We start from the raw sequence: 19,691 nt of genomic DNA, 5'->3' as shown, positions 1-19,691 counted from the left end.
ACCGGCACCGAAGGACTATTCCATTGTTCAAGATTTCTTCTTCTCAATCTCTTGTGGCGGTGGCATCTGCGGGTGCTCTAGCGTTGCTTTCTGCCTGCGGTGGGGCCGAAACAGCACAGCAGGGGGAGCTGACCGGGCAGGTGCAGGTGTTTGCTGCTGCCTCCCTCAATTCCGCCGGGGCCGAGCTGGAGAAGACCTTTGAAGAGGAGAACCCCGGGGTGGATGTTTCTTTCAACTATGCGGGGTCTTCTCTGCTGGTGCAGCAGATGGAGCAGGGCGCTGCCCCCGATCTGCTGATTACCGCTGATACGGCGACCATGGACGGCGCCACCGCCTCGGTGCCCGATCTCGCCGATGCACCGGTGCAGACCCTGGCAACCAACCGCCTGGTGCTGGTTGCAGCTACCGGAAACCCGGCGGATATTCACTCGGTGCAGGATCTTGGGCGGCAGGGCGTGACCGTTGCCCTCTGCGCCGCTGAGGTTCCCTGCGGAAACCTTGCCCAGCAGGAACTTGACCAGCAGGGCGTGCAGCTCACCGGAGCCACCGAAGAGCAGAATGTCTCAGAGGTCGCCACCAAGGTAGCAACCGGGGCGGTGGACGCCGGCTTTATCTACTCCACCGACTCCGCCGCCCTCCAGAAGAGCCAGGACGTTACCGAGATAGCCCTGCCCGATCTCGAAAGCAATGTGTACCCCCTGGCCGTGACCGCCAGTGGGCAGCAGAACGAGGCCGCTTCCGCTTTTTCCCGGTGGCTCAGCGAGGAAGAAGCCCAGCGGATTCTCGCTGATTTTGGCTTTGGCTCGCCCAGCTCTGCCGAGTAAACTGAGAAGCCTATGACTTCTTCAGCTCACCGGTCGGTTCCCGCCGCCTTCACTGTGCCTGCCCTGCTGGGCGTTTTGGTGATTGCGGGGCCGTTTCTGGGGCTGATGGTGAACATTCCCTGGACCGAAGCCTGGCAGCTGATGACTTCCCCTGAGGCTCTGAGCTCGGTGAAGCTCTCGGTGGCCACGGCCCTGATTGCCACGGTAATCTGCGGCCTGCTGGGGCTGCCGCTTTCGCTGTATCTGACCAAGGTGATAGACCGAAGCCGCTACCGCAAGCTGGGGCTGGTTCTCTACGCCCTGCTCTACACCCCGGTAATTCTTTCGCCGGTGGTTTCTGGCCTGGCTCTGACCTTTTTCTGGGGTCGGCTGGGGCTGGTGGGTTCTTTGCTGGACGGCGCCGGGGTGGTAATTCCCTTTACCTCCACCGCGGTGGTGGTTACCCAGGTGTTTGTGGGCCTGCCCTTCTTTGTGGCAACGGCTGTTACCAGCCTGCGGGCCGTTCCCGCCGAGTTCGAGCACATTGCTCTGGTCGAGGGGGCTACCCCCTGGGAGGTCACCTCTAAGGTGCTCCTGCCCGTGGCCGCTCCGGGACTGGCCACCGCCTTTCTGCTCTCTTTCGCCCGGGCACTGGGAGAGTACGGCGCCACCGTGACCTTCGCGGGAAACATCGCAGAAAAAACCCGCACTATCCCGCTCAACATTGAGCTCATGCTCTCCTCTAACCTCATGCCCCAAGCACTGGGTTCGGCTCTTCAACTGATGAGCCTCTACCTGATAGTGCTGGGCATTGGGCTGTTTCTGGTGAGCTTGCGCAGAATCAGGAGCCGCGCGTGAACCTCACCCTCAATTCTCGCCCTATCGCTGGTGCTGATAGTTTTTCGCCCGAGGAGTATCGCAGTCTGGTGCAGCAGAACCTGCTTCCCCACCTGCCCAGCGAGAGCGAGACGGTTGCTATAGAAAAAGCGGTGGGCAGGGTTCTGGCCGAGGATTTCTTTGCCCCGGCAGACCTGCCAGCCTTTGCCAATTCGCAGATGGACGGCTACGCGCTCACCGACGCTGCCTGTCTGCGTTCAGACCGCGTCTTTACCGTGGGAGCCGACGTGGCCGCGGGCTCCGCTGCCAGCGGCCTTGAGGTGAGCAATGACCTGGTCTACCCGGTGATGACCGGCGCCCCGCTACCCGCCGGTTACGTGGCGGTGGTTCCCGAAGAAAAGGCGCGCCCGCTGGGGCAGACTCAGGGCTCTTTTGCCGTTGCCGGCTCCCGGGTGGAGCTACCCCGCACCAGCCCCGACTCTTTCGTGCGGCAGGTGGGTAGCGACGTCCGCGCAGGAGAGCTGTTGATTGAGGCCCAGACCCCTCTGACCCCGGTGCACTGCGCGCTACTGGCTGCCCACGGTCAGGCGGAGGTATCTGTACACCGCCGCCTGCGGGTGCTGGTGCTGACCGGCGGAGACGAGGTGACCTCGGAGACGAAGCTGGCGTCGGGAAAGATACGCGATGCTAACGGCCCGCTCCTGGGCCGTCTGCTGGAGGGCGCGGGGGCACAGACCCGGCGGGTGCAGATTAGTGATGACGCCGCCGCCCTGCTGGCTACCCTGCGGCAGGTGCTGGATGAGTTCGGCCCTGACCTGGTGCTCTCCAGCGGTGGGATCAGCCACGGTAAATTCGAGGTGGTTAAAAACGCGGTGGGCCTACTGAAAACCGGAGCCACATCAGGCCTTGAACTGGCTGCCAGCTGGTTTGGCCACGTTGCCCAGCAGCCCGGAGGCCCCCAGGGCCTTATCCTGCTGGGTCGGGGAGATGACCGGCCCTTGCTGCCCTGGCTGGGTCTGCCCGGCAACCCGGTGAGCACCCTGGTGACCTATACACTGGTGGTGGAGCCGCTGCTTGCCCGCTGGCAGGGAATCTCCCTGCCCGCCCGATACGGTAGGCTGGCAGAGCCTGCCGAAATCCGGGGCAGGGCGGGTAAAACAGAGTTCCGCCGAGCCCGGGTGAAGACGGTCTATGCCCCCGACGGTACCTCTTCCAGCGAACTGACGGTAGACGAGCAGACCGGCTCCCACCTGCTCCACCGCGCCTCCCGAGCAAACGCCCTGGTAGAAATAGAACCGGAGGCCACCTACAGCGCCGGAGCCAGCCTGCGCTGGTACCCCCTGAACACCCCGCCCCTCACGCAGACTCTCTAAGGAGATCACATGGCAGAAGAATCTCACCTGACCCACGTGCGAGAAGACGGCTCGGCTCACATGGTCGATGTCACCGAGAAGAAAGAGACCACCCGCACCGCGGTGGCGGAGGCGACCGTGACCACTCGCAGCGACGTCGTCCAGCAAATTTTTGAGGCAGACCTACCCAAGGGCGACGCCCTTCCGGTGGCGCGCGTCGCCGGAATTATGGGGGCCAAGAAGACCCCCGAGATTATTCCGCTCTGCCACCCGCTACCGCTGGGCAAAATCACCGTGGACTTTGAGCGGTTAGAGGACGGCATGCGGATTGAGGCCGCCGTGAAAACCCGCGGGGTTACCGGGGTCGAGATGGAGGCGCTGACCGCGGTCTCCACCGCCGCGCTGACCGTCTTTGACATGATTAAGGCAGTAGACAAGCACGCGGTTATCTCAAATATCCGCGTGCTGGAGAAGTCCGGCGGAAAATCCGGCGACTGGTCGGTAGAACGGTAAAGCCATGAGCAGAGATTTTGTCATGCCCACCGATTTGACCGGCCTGGTGATTGTGGCATCCACCCGCGCTGCCCGCGGTATCTACGAGGATAGGTCGGGGCCGCTGGCGGTGGAATGGCTGCGCTCGCAGGGTATCGAAACCCCCGATGCCACGGTGGTTGAAGACCGCGAGATTGAAGACTATTTTGCCCGGCTGGTGGCAGACCGTTCGCAGCTGCCCACCGTGATTCTCACCAGCGGCGGAACCGGGCTGAACTCCGACGACCGCACCGTGGAGGCGGTGCGCCCCCACCTGGATAAAGAGATACCGGGGGTTATGCACGCCTTCTGGACTGAGGGGCTCAAAACCACCCCGGCCGCGGTGCTCTCGCGCGGAGTTGCCGGAGTGATTGATAAAACCTTTGTGATGACCCTGCCCGGCTCCCGCGGAGGAGTCAAAGACGGCTGCACGGTGCTCGAACCCATGCTCAGCCACATTATTCGCCAACTAGAGGACTACCATGACCACTAATTCATCCCCCGAAGCTGACCCCAACGGTCTGGAACCCACCGAGTCCACCGTGGTGCACACCGCCATTACCGAAGAGCCGCTGGAGCCTCTGATGCTGGCGGCTCGCGCCGAGGTGATGACAGAGAAGATGGGCGCCCTGGTGGTCTTTGACGGTATTGTGCGCAACCACGATCACGGCGAGTCTGTGGCCGGGCTTTCCTACTCTGCCCACCCTCAGGCAGACCGCTTTATCGCTAGGGTGGTGGAGTCGGTTGCCGAGTCCTTTGAGGGGGTGCGCCTGTGGGCGGTGCACCGGGTGGGCCCCATCGCTATTGGCGAGTCTGCTCTGACTGTTCTTGCCGCTGCCGCCCACCGGGGCCGGGCCTTTGAGGCCTGCCAGAAGGCGGCAGACCGGATCAAGGCCGAAGTGCCCATCTGGAAAGAGCAGGAGCTGACAGACGGCCGCATCGAGTGGGTGGGCATTGACACCCAGACCGAGAAAAATCATGACTGAGACCTTCACCTCCACCGAGTACAAGCTCTACGGGCGGCAGATGCTCCTGCCCGAACTGGGTACTGCGGGCCAGCTCAAGCTCAAGAAGGCCCACGTGCTGGTGGTTGGCGCCGGGGGACTGGGGGCACCGGCCCTGCTCTATCTGGCCGGGGCGGGCGTTGGAACCATCACTGTGGTGGACGACGATCAGGTGGAGCTCTCTAACCTGCACCGCCAGGTGGTTCATTCCTTTGCCACGGTGGGCAACTCCAAGGCCGAATCGGCAGCAGCTAGCCTGCGCGCGCTGAACCCGACCATCGCCGTCCGCACTATCAAAGAGCGCCTGACCGAAGCTAACGCCCAGCGACTGCTGGGCGGGGTGGACGCGGTGCTCGACGGCAGCGATAACTTTTCCACCCGCTACACCGTTTCTGAGGCGGCAGCCCGCTTCTCTATTCCGCATATCTGGGGTGCGATTCTGGGTTTTGACGCGCAGATGAGCGTTTTCTGGGCGGGCAGGGGGCCGGTCTACGAAGACCTTTACCCGATGGCTCCCGCAGAGGGCTCCGTTCCTACCTGCTCCACCGCCGGAGTCATGGGAGCTATGGCGGGGGTGGTGGGAACCTCGATGGCGATGGAGGCTATCAAGGTGCTTGCCGAAATCGGTACCCCGCTGATGGGGCAGGTTGGCTACTATTCGGCGCTTGAGGGTCGCTGGGATTACATTCCGCTCAAGGCTAGACAGCGGGAAGTTGCGGCGGAGGAGAAGGAAGCTGCCAATACTCCTCAAAATGCAGAACCGCAAAAAGTAGCTGTAACAAAACGTCATATTGTGGATGAGTTCATGGTTACACCTGTCCAGGCGGAGAAAACAAGGTGCACTTATGTAGAATATCGGGAACTGGCCCAGCTAGAAGATATTGTGCTTCTTGACGTGAGGGAACCTGCTGAGTTTGCCGCCCTCTCCCTTCCTGGAGCGCAGAACCTCCCCCTGTCGGTGCTTGAAGAGCTCAAGCAGAAAAATCAGTTGAAGAGCTTTGTTTCTGGGAAATATCGCTTGGGCTATCAAGTAATTGTTGTCTACTGCGTGGGTGGCCCTAGGGCAGGTCTTGCTGCCCAGATGCTCCGCGATGCGGGAGGTCGAAAAGTCTACGAAATGACAGACGGTTTGCCGGGTTGGCTGATGAGCCAAAAAAGCCAGTGATGCAAGGGTGGAGCCCCTCTAATTAGCGCACATTTTTATTTGGTATTTTTGATGCTCAATTGCCGATAAGGTAAGGGCATGACTCAAGTATCATCATCACGCCGTGCCACCGGCGCCGAGGTTTCAGGCCCCGATGGTCCGGTCTCAGACCAGCTGATTAAGTTCGGAAAGTTCTTCTCAAAGTGGGATGAAACCCAGGACGGCCGCGCGGTATTCCGCGAGGGCGGCCGCCGCGGCGACGTCTTCTACCGTGACCGCTGGAGCTACGACAAGGTAGTCCGCTCCACCCACGGTGTGAACTGCACGGGCTCTTGCTCCTGGCAGGTGTTCGTCAAAGACGGCGTGATCACCTGGGAGGCCCAGGCCACCGACTATCCCACCGTTGGCCCCGACCGCCCCGAGTACGAACCCCGCGGTTGCCCCCGCGGTGCTTCTTTCTCCTGGTACACCTACTCGCCCTCCCGCGTGAAGTATCCCTACATCCGCGGCCCCCTGCTGGAGATGTACCGCGAAGCCAAGGCCATGCACGGTGGCGACCCCGTTCTGGCCTGGAAGTCTATCGTGACCGACCCCGCTAAACGCGAGCGCTACGTCAAGGCCCGCGGTAAGGGCGGGCTGGTGCGGGGCACCTGGACAGAGGCCCTGGAAATCGTTGCGGCGGCGCAGATTCACACCATTCAGGAGTACGGCCCCGACCGCAATATCGGCTTCTCACCGATCCCCGCTAAGTCCATGACCTCCCACGCCTCCGGTGCTCGCTATATTGAGCTCATCGGCGGTGTGATGACCTCCTTCTACGACTGGTATGCGGACCTTCCGGTGGCTTCTCCCCAGGTCTACGGCGACCAGACAGATGTGCGCGAGTCCGGCGACTGGTGGGATGCCACCTACCTGATGATGTGGGGCTCTAACATTCCGGTCACCCGCACCCCCGATGCCCACTGGATGGCTGAGGTGCGCTACCGCGGCACCAAGGTTGTTACCGTCTCTCCGGACTACGCCGATAACACCAAGTTCGCCGATGAGTGGCTGCCCGCCCAGCCCGGTTCTGATGCTGCTCTGGCGATGGCGATGGGCCACGTGATTCTCAAGGAAAACTTTGTGGACCGGCGCGTGGAGTTCTTCGAGGACTACACCACCACCTTCACCGACTTCCCCTTCCTAATTCGCCTGGAAACCCGCGAAGACGGCAGCAAGGTTCCCCACAAGTTCGTCAAGGCTTCTGATCTGGCGGCCGGCCGAGATTTGGCTGACCCCGACTTCAAGACCGCCCTGCTCGACCGCGCGAACGGCGAGGTGGTGATTCCCAACGGTCAGATGGGCCACCGCTACAACGAGCAGGATATGGGTAAGTGGAACCTGGACTTGCAGGGGGTCAAGCCCGCCCTGTCTGTTGCTGACATTCCCGGCGGCGCTACCGGCGTCACCGAAATCTCCATGCCCGCCTTCGACACCCCCAACGGCGAGGGGCAGGTGGTTAAGCGTGGCGTACCCACCATCCATGTGGAGGGTATGGAAGTCTGCACCGTCTTTGACCTTATGCTGGCCCAGTACGGCGTCGACCGGCCCGAGCTGCACCTGCCCGGCCGCTTCGCCCGCGACTTCGACGACGTCGAGGTGCAGTACACCCCGGCCTGGCAGGAGGAAATCACCTCCGTGCCCGCCGAAGCCGTGATTCGCGTGGCCCGCGAGTTCGCGCAGAACTCCATCGACTCTGGCGGCCGCACCATGATTATTCTGGGTGCCGGTATCTGCCAGTGGTACCACGGTGATGCTACCTACCGAGCTATTCTCTCCCTGCTGCTCATGTGCGGCTCCGAGGGCCGTAACGGCGGCGGCTGGGCCCACTATGTGGGCCAGGAAAAGGCCCGCCCCATCACCGGCTGGCAGAACATGGCAAACGCCCTGGACTGGGTTCGGCCGCCGCGCACCCAGGCAGCAACCTCCTTCTGGTACATGCACACCGACCAGTGGCGCAACGACGGTTACTCCACCGACTACCTGCAGTCGCCCCTGGCCAAGGGCGAGCTCAAGGACGTGCACACCGCCGACATCGTGGCGCGAACCGCCCGCATGGGCTGGATGCCCTTCTACCCGCAGTTCAACCAGAACTCCACCGTACTGGCAGAAGAAGCCGAGGCCGCGGTGGCAGCCGGCACCGCGTCGTCCCCGGCGGACTACGTGGCGCAGAAGCTGAACAACGGCTCCATGGAGTTCTCTGTGGAGGACGTCGATAACCCGGTGAACTGGCCGCGCACCCTTATGCTGTGGCGCAACAACCTGCTGGGTTCCTCGGCGAAGGGCGAGGAGTACTTCCTCAAGCACCTGCTGGGCACCCACAACTCCGTGATGGGCGAAGACACCGTGGAGTCTAAGCCCCGCGAGGTTGTCTGGCACGAGAACGCCCCCGAGGGCAAGCTGGATCTGTTGGTGACCGCGGACTTCCGCATGACCTCCTCGACCCTGTCTTCAGACGTGGTATTCCCGGCTGCTACCTGGTACGAGAAGTACGACATTTCCTCGACCGATATGCACCCCTACATCCATGCCTTCACCCCGGCAATCGACCCGCCCTGGGAGACCAAGACCGACCACCAGACCTTCAAGGAGCTGGCATGGATCTTCTCGCGCTTGGCGGCCAAGCACCTGCCGGCGCGTAAAGACATTGTCTCGGTACCCCTTCAGCACGATACCCCCGGCCAGCTGGCCCAGCCCGGCGGCCACGCTCCCGACTGGAAGAACCAGGGCGTTGCCGGTGTGCCCGGCAAGAACATGCCGGTCTTTGCCCTGGTGGAGCGCGACTACCCGGCCCTCTACGATATGTACACCTCGATTGGCCCCCTGCTCTCCAAGCTGGGTACCACCATCAAGGCTGTGACCGTGGATGTCAACGACGAGCTGGCGAAGCTGGCCGAAGAAAACGGTGTGATGAACTCGGGTAAGGGCGCTGGCATGCCCGCCATCGATACCGACTGGAAGCTCTCCGACGCCATCTTGGCGCTCTCGGGCACCTCTAACGGCCCCGTGGCTGTCAAGGGCTTCAGGGAGCTGGAGAAGCGGGTGGGCAAGAAGTTCCTGCACCTGGCTGAGGGTAACGAAGAAAAGCGCATTACCTTCCGCGATACCCAGGATCGGCCCTGCCCCGTCTTCACCTCCCACGAGTGGTCGGGTTCAGAGACCGGAGGACGACGCTATGCCCCCTTCACCCTGAACACCGAGCAGCTCAAGCCCTTCCACACCCTGACCGGCCGTATGCACTTCTTCCTCGACCACGACTGGATGTTCGAGATGGGGGAGCAGATGCCCATCTACCGCCCGCCGCTGGATATGACCAAGCTCTTCGGCGACCCGGTACTGGGAGACCAGCAGGACGAAGTGACCATCTCGGTGCGCTACCTGACCCCGCACAACAAGTGGTCAATCCACTCCTCCTACCACGACAACCTCTACATGCTGGCTCTCTCTCGCGGCGGCTCCCACGCCTGGATGTCCCCGGGCGATGCCGCAAAGATCGGCGTCAAAGACAACGACTGGATTGAGTGCGTCAACAACAACGGCGTCTTCGTGGGCCGCGCGGTGGTCTCCCACCGCATGCCCGAAGGCGTGGTCTACGTGCACCACGCCCAGGAACGCCTGGTTGACATTCCCAAGTCAGAAACCACCGGTAAGCGAGGCGGTATCCACAACTCCGTCACCCGAATCCTGGTTAAGCCCACCCACCTGATCGGCGGCTACGCCCACCAGGCATATGCATTCAACTACCTCGGCGCAACCGGTAACCAGCGCGATATCGTCTCGGTTATCCGTCGTCGTAAGCAGGAGGTCACCTACTAATGCGAGTTATGGCTCAAGTTTCCATGATTATGGCACTGGATAAGTGCCTGGGTTGCCACACCTGTTCGGTGACCTGTAAGCAGGCCTGGACCAACCGTGCCGGTACCGAGTACGTGTGGTTCAACAACGTTGAAACCCGCCCCGGCCTCGGCTACCCCAAGCGCTATGAAGACCAGGAGCAGTGGAAGGGCGGCTGGACCCTGAACAAGCGGGGCCGGCTGGAGCTGAAGGCGGGTAACCGCTTCAAGAAGCTCTTTACCATCTTCGCCTCACCCATTCAGCCGCAGATGAGCGACTACTACGAGCCCTGGACCTACGACTACCAGAACCTCATTAACGCCCCCCTGGGCGATGACTTTCCGGTAGCTAAGCCCAAGTCTCTAATTACCGGCGAAGACACCGCCATTGACTGGTCTGCTAACTGGGACGACGATTTGGGCGGCACCTTTGAGACCGGCGATCAAGACCCCATTGTGCAGAAGATCCGCCGCGAGTCAGAAGAGAAGATCAAGTTCGAATTCGAAAAGACCTTCATGTTCTACCTGCCTCGCATCTGCGAGCACTGCCTGAACCCCTCCTGCATGGCATCCTGTCCCTCCGGCGCAATCTACAAGCGCTCTGAAGACGGTATTGTGCTGGTAGACCAGGATCGTTGCCGCGGCTGGCGCCAGTGCATCACCGGCTGCCCCTACAAGAAGATTTACTTCAACCACAAGTCGGGTAAGGCAGAGAAATGTACCTTCTGCTACCCCCGTATTGAGCACGGTATTCCCACCGTGTGCGCGGAGACCTGTGTGGGCCGTATGCGCTACATCGGCATCTTCCTCTACGACGCAGACCGGGTTTCCGAAGCGGCGTCCGTGGCCGACGAAAAGGAGCTCTACCAGGCTCAGCTGGACATCATGCTCGACCCCTTTGACCCCGAGGTACTGCGCGAGGCCAAGAAGCAGGGTATTCCCCAGTCCTGGCTTGAGGCCGCGCAGAAGTCGCCGGTCTACAAGCTGGCCAAGGAATGGAAGATCGCCCTGCCGCTGCACCCCGAATACCGCACCATGCCCATGGTCTGGTACGTGCCGCCGCTGTCTCCGATTATCGACCTGCTCAAGGAGCAGGGCCACGATGCCGAGTCTAAGGACAACCTCTTTGGCGCCATTGATTCTCTGCGTATTCCGGTGGAGTACCTGGCGGAACTCTTCACCGCTGGTGACACCACCGTGGTGGTCAACGTGCTGAAGAAGCTGGCTGCCATGCGCGCCTACATGCGCGACATCACCCTTGGCGGCGTGGGCAAGGAGGAAATCGCCCAGGCTGTGGGTATGACCGGCGAGCAGATCTACGAGATGTACCGCCTGATGGCTATCTCTAAGTACTCTGAACGCTACGTGGTTCCCAAGGCCCACATGGAAGACGCCCACAACCTTGAGGAAATCGGCTGCTCCCTGGATACCGACGGTGGCCCCGGCATGCTCTATGACGATGCCTTCTCCGGTACCGGCGAGCGCCCGACCCCCATCTCCACCGGCTCCTACGCCAACACGGCCCGTGCCGATGGGAAGGTGAACATCTTCGCCTGGGACGGCAAAACCCGCCCCGACGCCATGTTCCCCGATACCAAGGGTTCAACGAGGGTCTAATCGTGGCAGGTTTCTTTTCTAAACTGCTGGGCAAGGCGGGTGCGGTAACTGAACCGGCCCGCCCCGCCAGCGGTGACCCTTTTGATATTGACTGGGGCGAGGGTGCTGAGACTGACGCGGTGATTTACCAGGTCTCCTCGGTGCTAATGCGCTACCCCTCCGAAGAGGTGCGCGACCTTCTTCCGGAGCTGAGCCGACTGGCGTCGTCCATCGATAACCCCGCCTTTGAGCAGGCGGTGGCTGACGTGGCCGACTGGTATCATTCGGCCCCGCTGGCCGACATTGCCGCGGAATTTACGCAGGAGTACGACCTCTCGCGGCGTCACGCCTTCCACCTCTCCTACTGGACCGAGGGCGATACCCGCCGCCGCGGTGAAGCCCTGGCCCGCTTCAAGAAGATGTACCGAGACTCCGGTATGGTTACCGACCTCCACGGTGAGCTACCCGACCACCTGCCGCTGGTGCTTGAGTTTGCGGCGCTGGTGGATCGAAAGGCAGGACGCGCGGCGCTTCAGGCCTACCGGCCCTCTTTGGAGATGCTGCGCTTGGCTTTGCGCGACGACGCACTGGCCTTCCACGGTCTGCTCGAGTGCATCTGCGCAACTCTGCCGGGCGAGTCGCCGGAGAACGCGCAGCAGATCCAGGAGATGGCTGGCTTTGGACCGCCCACAGAACAGGTGGGTCTGGACTCCTCTGACCCCCGTCTTCTACCTCTTCTTCAACCCTCAACTACCCCCTCTGTAAGGAGCAACCCATGAGTATCCTAGATATCTTTCTCTGGGGTGTGTTGCCGTATGTTGTAGTAGTCATTCTGGTGGGTGGCACCATTTGGCGTTACAAGTATGATCAGTTCGGCTGGACCACCCGTTCTTCTCAGTTCTACGAATCTAAGCTGCTGAAGTTTGCCTCGCCGCTCTTCCACTACGGCATGCTGGGTGTTTTTGGCGGCCACGTGGTGGGCCTGATGATTCCCCAGTCCTGGACTGAGGCGGTGGGCATTACCGAAGACATGTACCACATTGGTGGTGCTTTGATTATGGGTATTCCTTTTGGCCTGGTCACCCTGCTGGGTCTGATTGTGATGGTCTTCCGCCGCCGCACCAACAAGTCGGTTTTTGCCGCCACCACCGTCAACGACAAAATCATGTACGTTCTGCTGATGGCCACCATCGCCTTTGGCATGGCTGTTACCGTCATTAGCGCTTTCCAGGGGCCCCACGGCCACAACTACCGGGCCGATATTTCCCCCTGGTTCCGTTCCCTCTTTATCTTCCAGCCCGAAGTTTCGCTGATGCACGACGTCCCGCTGGAATTCAAGATCCACATCATTTCAGCCTTTGTGCTTTTTATTCTGTGGCCCTTTACCCGCCTGGTGCACGCTTTCACCGCACCCTTCCACTACCTCTTCCGCCCCTACATCGTCTACCGCTCCCGCGGTGGCGAAAAGCCCGGTGGCCGTCGAGGTTGGGACCCGGTGGGTACCTCAGACCGAGAATCACTTCTGAAATAGTTTCTTTGAGATAGATTGCGAAAATAATGTCTACACACACCGCTGAGCGCGACCCGCAGCTCAAAGGTCAGCTCAAAAACGTCATCATGGCAACCCTCGCCTCCACCATTGGCTTCTGGGGTTGGACCATGATTGGCCCCCTGGCGAAGTCCTACTACAAAGAGGCTTTCAACCTCACCCCCGGTCAGCTATCGGCCCTGATTGCTATGCCCGTGATTGTTGGTTCGGTAGCGCGTATTCCCGTGGGCGCTCTCACCGATAAACTGGGCGGCCGAATTATGTTCACCTGCCTGCTGGTACTCACCTCAATCATGGTGCTGGTTACCGCTCTGGTGGGCCAGACCGGTAACTACCCGCTGTTGATGGTCTCGGCCTTCTTCCTGGGTATCGGCGGCTCTATCTTTGCCGTGGGTATTCCTTTCTCGGCCTCCTGGTATGAACCCCACCGCAAGGGCCTGGCAACCGGTATCTTCGGCATGGGCATGATCGGTACCGCGGTGGCAGCTTTCTTCAACCCCCGCATGGTCAATGCCTTTGGCTACTTTCCCACCCACCTCATCATCGCTGCCATTGCGCTGATTTACGCGGTGATCGTGTGGTTCTTTATCGAGGACTCTCCGACCACCAAGGGTAAGAAAGCCCAGCCCATGCTACCCAAGATCAAGCACGCCCTGGGCGATATCGCCACCTGGCAGCTGTGCTTCATCTACGGCGTGATCTTCGGTGCCTTTGTTGCCTTCTCCAACTACCTGCCCACCTACATGGGCAACGTCTACAACTTTGACGGCGTTGCAGCGGGTACCTTCGCAGCTATGTTCGCTGCCTTTGCCGTGATTGCCCGCCCCTTCGGTGGCATTGCAGCAGATAAGCTGGGCCCCCGCCCCGTGACCCTGGTGATGTTCACCGCCGTCATTGTGCTCTCGCTTTTGATTGCCCAGCAGTTTGCTTCCCCGGCTATCTACTACGCCCTCTTTATCATCATGGCGATTTTCGTGGGCTTTGGCACCGGTACTGTCTTTGGCTGGGTAGGCCGGGCAGCCAAGCCCGAGGACACCGGAACCGTGGGCGGCCTGGTTTCTGCTGCCGGCGGCCTGGGTGGCTACTTCCCGCCGTTGGTGATGGGCGCTGTCTACGGCGCTACCACCCATTACTTCTGGGCGCAGGTTGCCCTGGCAATTACCGCCGGTGTGGCTCTGCTGATTTCGCTCTTTATCAAGAACGGAAGCAAGCCCAAGGCTAAGTAAGCGGGATTGACAGTATGGTAGCTGGCTCGCTCAGTCGCCACCCGGCTAGTTGACTAACGGTGCGCTGGCAGGCTAGTTGGACCCCAAGCCTCCTCTGCTAAGGAGCCGGCTTCTACACACATGTGCTGTGTAGGAGCCGGCTTTTTCATGTCGGCTCCCGGTTTGTACAGGTTTGTCTCGGGTGTACAGAGATATCTCTGTACACCCGAGACAAACCTGTACAAAATGACGGCGTGCCTTATGCCCAACCGGCCACATTTGGACGGGCTGAGGAATACTTCACACAGAAAATCTGTGGATAACCCTAAAAGAAGAAGAAAAACGCCGGGTTTTATCCACAGATTTTGAGCTGGGCCACCGCGAAAGGTTATAGCGGGGCACACTGTTCTCATGAAAACAATCGACGAAATTTTCCCGCTGATTCACACCTATCGGGATTTGAGGGAAGCACGGTTTTCCGATGCCACCATTCAGAGTCTGGTCTATCGGGGAGAGCTTGCAAGAATCCGTCGTGGGGTCTATGTCTACCCGAGCCAGGTGGCAGAGCTTAAGAAGTGGGAGCATCCGCTTCTGCACGTGGTGGGGTACTTCAAATCGGTGCCGAGAACAGTCTTTTCTCATCAGTCTGCTGCTATGCTCAATTCGCTTTCACTGATTAGCCTGCCCCAGAGGATTCATGTGTACTGTAGGCCAAATTCCAGGGGCTCAACGCCGGGAATTGTAAAACACGTGAAGCTCAAACCTACTACCGAAACACGGCTGACCCGGTGTGGTGCGGTAACCACCGATATTGCAACAACCGTGATTGATTGTTGCTGTGTGCTGTCTTTCCGCGAAGCGGTGGTTTTGGCAGACTCGGCCCTGAGGATGCAGCTCATCGAGATAGAGACTTTGAGAACCAAGATGCTGGAATACCAGGGCCACCATCGAAAAGCAGTGGCAAGGGTGGCCAGGAGCATGAGTAACAAGTCTGAGTCGCCGGGGGAGACCCTTACCCGCTTGCTTCTTGACGAAATGGGGGTTTCCTACCATGAGCAGGTGTGGATTTCGCTCGGGGGTCGAATGTATCGGGCTGACTTTTATCTGCCTGACTTCTCGGTTTATGTGGAGTACGACGGTCTGATCAAGTACACCTCTTTCGGCCCCACCGATCAGGCGGTGATGCACGAGAGACAGCGGGAAAAAGACTTCCTTAACTCGGGGGAGAGGATTTTTCGGGTCACCTGGAATGAGGTCTTTAAAAATCCGGGTCTCTTCAAAAACCAGCTTTCGCGCTACCTCGCCAGCTTATAGCGGCGTCGTCGCTGGCTCCGCGGGGAGAGAGATTCCCCTTTTGTACAGGTTTGTCTCGGGCGTACAGGGTTACCTCTGTACACCCGAGACAAACCTGTACAAAATGACAGCCTCCAAGATAACCCTGTACAGAATGACGGCGAGCCGGGTAGTACCCTCCCCGAGGTCTAGGGGAACTGGTGCTTACCTCTGTTGTGTGGCACACTTTAAGAGTTGTTAATAGCCGCTCATCACGCGCGGGAGAGACCGGTCTTTTGTGAGGCTAACCCAGGCAAGTCCGGGTAGGCCGCAGAAAAGCTGGCGCCGAAGGAGCAAGATCTTCCCGGGAAACTCTCAGGCAAAAGTACCGCGTAGTGTAGGCGACTCTGAAGAGGGGCACACGAGCCCCACCGCAGGGGCAAACCTGGCTTTTGCCGTCAAAGGCAGAAACCGGGCTAAAACTCTCAGGTTAGGAACAGAGCGGGGAGATCAAGACCCCAGAACCGGGGTCGAGAATCTGACCAGGAGTTTGCTCTATGTCATTCATTGACCGCCACCTTGGCCCCCGCGAATCCGACCGTGATTTTATGCTCAAGACCGTGGGTTTTGAGACCCTCGACGAGTTGGTTGACACCGTTGTTCCCGACTCCATCAGGCTTGAGGATGACCTTGATTTGCCCGCACCGCTGAGTGAGAGCGAGGCCCAGGCGAAGCTGGCTGAGTACGCAGCGCAGAATACGGTGATGAACCAGATGATTGGCGCGGGCTACTATGATTCCATCACTCCCGCGGTGATCCGCCGCAATATTCTGGAGAACCCGGGCTGGTACACCTCTTACACTCCCTACCAGCCGGAGATTTCCCAGGGCCGCCTGGAAGCCCTGCTGAACTTCCAGAACGTGGTCATGGAGCTGACCGGCCTGGAGATTGCCAACGCCTCCCTGCTCGATGAATCCACCGCTGTAGCCGAAGCGGCTGTAATGATGCACCGGGCAAATAAGAAGGTTAAGAACGGCTTCTTTGCTATTGATTCCCGTTGCCTTCCCCAGACTCTTTCTGTGGTGCGCGGTCGAGCTGAGGCTCTCGGCATCGATTTCGTGGTGACCGATTTTGCTGACGGTCTGCCCGAGGGCGACCTCTACGGCGTCGTCCTCTCCTATCCCGCTCACGACGGCGAGATCCGCGACATCAAGCCCCTCATCGACCAGGCCCACGAGCGTAACGCCCTGGTGACCGTTGCCGCTGACCTGCTGGCGCTGACCCTGCTGAAGTCCCCGGGCGAGCTGGGCGCAGACGTGGCGGTGGGCAATACCCAGCGCTTTGGCCTGCCGCTCTGGTACGGTGGCCCTCACGCTGCCTACATGGCGGTGCATAAGGGTATGGAGCGTAACCTGCCCGGCCGCCTGGTGGGTGTTTCTACCGACACCGCCGGTAAGCCCGCCTACCGCCTGGCCCTCCAGACCCGCGAGCAGCATATCCGCCGCGAGAAGGCCACCTCCAACATTTGTACCGCCCAGGCTCTGCTGGCTATTGCTGCCGGTGCCTACGCGGTTTACCACGGCCCCGAGGGCCTGCGGGCGATTGCCAACCGCCTGCACGATAACGCCGCCCGAGTTGCCGCTGCCGGTGTTGAAGCAGGTCTGAAGCTGGTGCACCAGAACTTCTTTGACACCGTTGCTTTCGATACCGAGGGCAAGGCCGATCAGCTGGTTGCGGCCGCACTGAAGGCTGGTATCAATATCCGCAAGATTAACGATGACCGCATCTCTATTTCGGTGGGTGAATCTCACGGGGACGACGTTCTGGCGGCTCTCGTAGAGGCTCTCGGCGGTGAGCTGGGGGAGACCGACGAATACGGTATCGCCGAAGAGTTCCTGCGCACCGATGAGTTTATGCAGCACCCGGTCTTCCACACCTACCGCTCGGAGACCGCCATGATGCGCTACCTGCGCCGCCTTTCCGATAAGGATTTGGCGCTGGACCGCACCATGATTCCGCTGGGTTCCTGCACCATGAAGCTCAACGCAGCCGCCGAGATGGAGCCCATCTCCTGGCCTGAGTTTGCCACGATTCACCCGCTTGCTCCTGCTGACCAGGCGAAGGGTTGGAAGGCTCTGATTGATGAGCTCTCGACCTGGCTGGTTGCCATTACCGGCTACGATGCGATTTCTCTGCAGCCCAACTCCGGTGCTTCCGGCGAGTACGCGGGCCTGCGCGCTATTCGGGCCTACCACAAGGCAAACGGCGATGACCAGCGCACCGTGGTGCTGATTCCCATGTCTGCTCACGGCACCAACGCCGCCTCGGCTGCTCTGGCCGGCCTTTCGGTCGCCGGCGTGGCAACCGCTGAGGACGGCTCTATCGACGTTGACGATCTCAAGCTCAAGATTGAGAAGTACGGCGATACCGTTGCCGGCATCATGATTACCTACCCCTCCACCCACGGCGTGTTCGAGGAGCAGGTGGTTGAGGTCTGCCAGCTGGTGCATGACGCCGGCGGTCAGGTGTATGTGGACGGCGCCAACCTCAACGCTCAGATGGGTCTGGCCCAGCCCGGCAAGTTCGGTGGCGATGTCTCGCACCTGAACCTGCATAAGACCTTCTCTATTCCTCACGGCGGCGGTGGTCCCGGCGTTGGCCCCGTGGCGGTGCGCCAGCACCTGGAAAAGTACCTGCCCGGTAACGGCTATGAGGCAGATGCTGAGGGTAAGCTGGCGAAGGCCCCCCTGCCGATTTCGCAGGCGATGTTTGGTTCTGCCGGTGTGCTGCCTATTTCCTGGATGTACATTGCAATGACCGGCGCTGAGGGGCTGAAGTCCTCTTCCGAGTACGCTATTCTCAACGCCAACTACATTGCCCACGAGCTCAACGAGCTCTTCCCGGTTCTCTACACCGGCGACCACGGTCTGGTAGCCCACGAGTGCATCCTGGATCTGCGGCAGCTCACCGCCGAGTCGGGAGTCACCGCAGAGGATGTCTGCAAGCGCCTGATTGACTTCGGCTTCCACGCTCCCACCCTGGCCTTCCCCGTTCCCGGAACCCTGATGGTGGAGCCCACCGAGTCTGAGAACCTTGAAGAACTCGACCGCTTTATCGAGGCAATGCGCACGATCCACGCCGAGATTAAGGAAGTCTCGGCAGGTACCGTCGCCCTCGAAGAGTCGGTGCTGCGCAACGCCCCCCACACCGCCGACGTCCTCACCGCAGATACCTGGAACCGCCCCTACACCCGCGCCCAGGCCGCCTACCCGGTGAGCGCCCTGCGCCTGGCCAAGTACTTCCCCTCGGTGGGACGTATCGACGGCGCCGGTGGCGACCGCCACCTGGTCTGCGAGTGCCCTCCCCTAGAAGCCTTCGATCTGGAAGCAAAGTAGGTTCTGATAGACATGACTAAGCACACTGCACTGCACGAAAAGCACGCTGAGCTGGGAGCCTCCTTCACCGACTTCGGTGGCTGGGATATGCCGCTGAAGTATGAGAATGACGTCGCTGAACACCACGCCGTGCGCGAGGCCGCCGGGCTCTTTGACCTCTCCCACATGGGCGAGTTCCGTATCAAGGGCCCCGACGCCGCAGCGTTCTTGGATTTCACCCTGGTTTCTAACATGGGTGTGCTCAAGGTGGGCAAGGCCAAGTATTCGATTCTGGTAAACGAAGCCGGGGGAGTGATCGACGATCTGATTACCTACCGCCTGGCTGAGGACGAATTCCTGGTGGTGCCTAACGCCGCCAACGTTGAGGTGGACTTTGAGGCCTTTAGCGCTCGCAAGGGTGACTTTGACGTGGAGCTCACCAACGAGTCTGAGCTCACCGGCCTGGTGGCTGTTCAGGGCCCCAAGGCAGAAGAAATCCTGCTGGAGATGGAGCCCTCTGACCCGCAGGCGGTCAAGGAGCTGCGCTACTACGCCGCCACCCCGATGAAACTGGCAGGCGTTGAGGTGCTGCTGGCCCGCACCGGCTACACCGGCGAAGACGGCTTTGAGATCTACGTGCCCAATTCACAGGCGGAGCAGATCTGGGACGCCGCTTTAGCAGCTGGCCAGCCCCACGGTCTGAAGCCCGCCGGTCTGGCAGCTCGCGACTCTCTGCGTCTGGAAGCGGGCATGCCCCTCTACGGCCACGAGCTGGGCCTGGAGATCACCCCCTTTGAGTCAGGCCTGGGCCGGCTGGTAGAGATTGCCCTGGACAAGAAAACCGCGGACTTCGTGGGTCGCGAGGCCCTGGCCGAGGCGGCGAAAACCGAAGCCCCGCGCGTCCTCATCGGACTCAAGGCACAGGGAAAGCGCCCCGGGCGCGCCGGCGCCAAGCTGATGGACGGCGAGGCGGAAGTTGGCGAGATTACCTCCGGTATTCCCTCCCCGACCCTGGGCTATCCGATTGCCATGGCGTTGCTAGAGAGCAAGTACGCGAAAACCGGCTCCACCATCGAGGTGGATATCCGCGGAAAGAGGGCTCCCTTTGACGTGGTAGAGCTGCCCTTCTACTCACGCTCACAGTAGAGCCGC

General features: G+C 60.6%; 15 protein-coding genes and 1 riboswitch. All 15 genes read left to right on the top strand.

From position 1 onward, the window contains the following. Positions 1-23 precede the first annotated feature (23 nt). A complete protein-coding gene (gene modA, locus IEV00_RS04595; protein ID WP_188359110.1) occupies positions 24-824 on the top strand; it encodes a molybdate ABC transporter substrate-binding protein in 801 nt (266 codons plus the stop codon). A gap of 12 nt (positions 825-836) precedes the next feature. Next, entirely contained in the window at positions 837-1,661 is an 825-nt protein-coding gene (locus tag IEV00_RS04590; RefSeq protein WP_188359109.1) for an ABC transporter permease, read from the top strand. Continuing rightward, complete coding sequence (locus IEV00_RS04585) at positions 1,658-3,013, top strand: molybdopterin molybdotransferase MoeA (RefSeq protein WP_188359108.1); 1,356 nt, start codon at positions 1,658-1,660, stop codon at positions 3,011-3,013. Before IEV00_RS04590 ends, IEV00_RS04585 begins: the two co-directional genes overlap by 4 nt. Before the next feature lie 9 nt (positions 3,014-3,022). Next, complete coding sequence (moaC, locus tag IEV00_RS04580; protein ID WP_188359107.1) at positions 3,023-3,505, top strand: cyclic pyranopterin monophosphate synthase MoaC; 483 nt, start codon at positions 3,023-3,025, stop codon at positions 3,503-3,505. Positions 3,506-3,509: 4 nt separating this feature from the next. Next, positions 3,510-4,016 carry a MogA/MoaB family molybdenum cofactor biosynthesis protein gene (locus IEV00_RS04575; protein ID WP_229723056.1) on the top strand — a complete coding sequence of 169 codons (507 nt, stop codon included), beginning with the start codon at positions 3,510-3,512 and terminating at the stop codon, positions 4,014-4,016. Beyond that, positions 4,006-4,509, top strand: coding sequence for a molybdenum cofactor biosynthesis protein MoaE (locus tag IEV00_RS04570; protein WP_188359106.1), 504 nt, complete (start codon positions 4,006-4,008; stop codon positions 4,507-4,509). The genes IEV00_RS04575 and IEV00_RS04570 overlap by 11 nt, the downstream gene beginning before the upstream one ends. Further along, positions 4,502-5,692 carry a ThiF family adenylyltransferase gene (locus tag IEV00_RS04565; RefSeq protein WP_188359105.1) on the top strand — a complete coding sequence of 397 codons (1,191 nt, stop codon included), beginning with the start codon at positions 4,502-4,504 and terminating at the stop codon, positions 5,690-5,692. The genes IEV00_RS04570 and IEV00_RS04565 overlap by 8 nt, the downstream gene beginning before the upstream one ends. A gap of 78 nt (positions 5,693-5,770) precedes the next feature. After that, positions 5,771-9,526 (top strand): nitrate reductase subunit alpha, encoded by a 3,756-nt coding sequence (locus tag IEV00_RS04560; protein WP_188359104.1) that lies wholly within the window; start codon positions 5,771-5,773, stop codon positions 9,524-9,526. After that, positions 9,526-11,160, top strand: coding sequence for a nitrate reductase subunit beta (gene narH, locus IEV00_RS04555; protein WP_188359103.1), 1,635 nt, complete (start codon positions 9,526-9,528; stop codon positions 11,158-11,160). The genes IEV00_RS04560 and narH overlap by 1 nt, the downstream gene beginning before the upstream one ends. 2 nt (positions 11,161-11,162) lie before the next feature. After that, positions 11,163-11,918: a nitrate reductase molybdenum cofactor assembly chaperone gene (narJ, locus tag IEV00_RS04550; RefSeq protein ID WP_188359102.1), complete on the top strand. Its 756-nt coding sequence runs from the start codon at positions 11,163-11,165 to the stop codon at positions 11,916-11,918. Further along, entirely contained in the window at positions 11,915-12,670 is a 756-nt protein-coding gene (gene narI / locus IEV00_RS04545; protein WP_188359101.1) for a respiratory nitrate reductase subunit gamma, read from the top strand. Before narJ ends, narI begins: the two co-directional genes overlap by 4 nt. A gap of 26 nt (positions 12,671-12,696) precedes the next feature. Then, positions 12,697-13,914 (top strand): MFS transporter, encoded by a 1,218-nt coding sequence (locus tag IEV00_RS04540; RefSeq protein WP_188359100.1) that lies wholly within the window; start codon positions 12,697-12,699, stop codon positions 13,912-13,914. Positions 13,915-14,304: 390 nt separating this feature from the next. Then, a complete protein-coding gene (locus IEV00_RS04535) occupies positions 14,305-15,207 on the top strand; it encodes a type IV toxin-antitoxin system AbiEi family antitoxin domain-containing protein (RefSeq protein WP_188359099.1) in 903 nt (300 codons plus the stop codon). A gap of 227 nt (positions 15,208-15,434) precedes the next feature. Continuing rightward, positions 15,435-15,566, top strand: a riboswitch (glycine riboswitch). A 156-nt stretch (positions 15,567-15,722) separates the two neighbouring features. Then, on the top strand, positions 15,723-18,560 hold the full coding sequence (gcvP, locus tag IEV00_RS04530) for an aminomethyl-transferring glycine dehydrogenase (protein WP_188359098.1): 2,838 nt from the start codon (positions 15,723-15,725) through the stop codon (positions 18,558-18,560). Positions 18,561-18,572: 12 nt separating this feature from the next. Then, positions 18,573-19,685 carry a glycine cleavage system aminomethyltransferase GcvT gene (gene gcvT, locus IEV00_RS04525; protein WP_188359097.1) on the top strand — a complete coding sequence of 371 codons (1,113 nt, stop codon included), beginning with the start codon at positions 18,573-18,575 and terminating at the stop codon, positions 19,683-19,685. Positions 19,686-19,691 lie beyond the last annotated feature (6 nt).

The sequence above is a fragment of the Rothia aerolata genome, from assembly GCF_014635585.1.
Classification (GTDB): Bacteria; Actinomycetota; Actinomycetes; order Actinomycetales; family Micrococcaceae; genus Rothia; species Rothia aerolata.
This window is presented reverse-complemented; position numbering and strand designations above follow the sequence as displayed.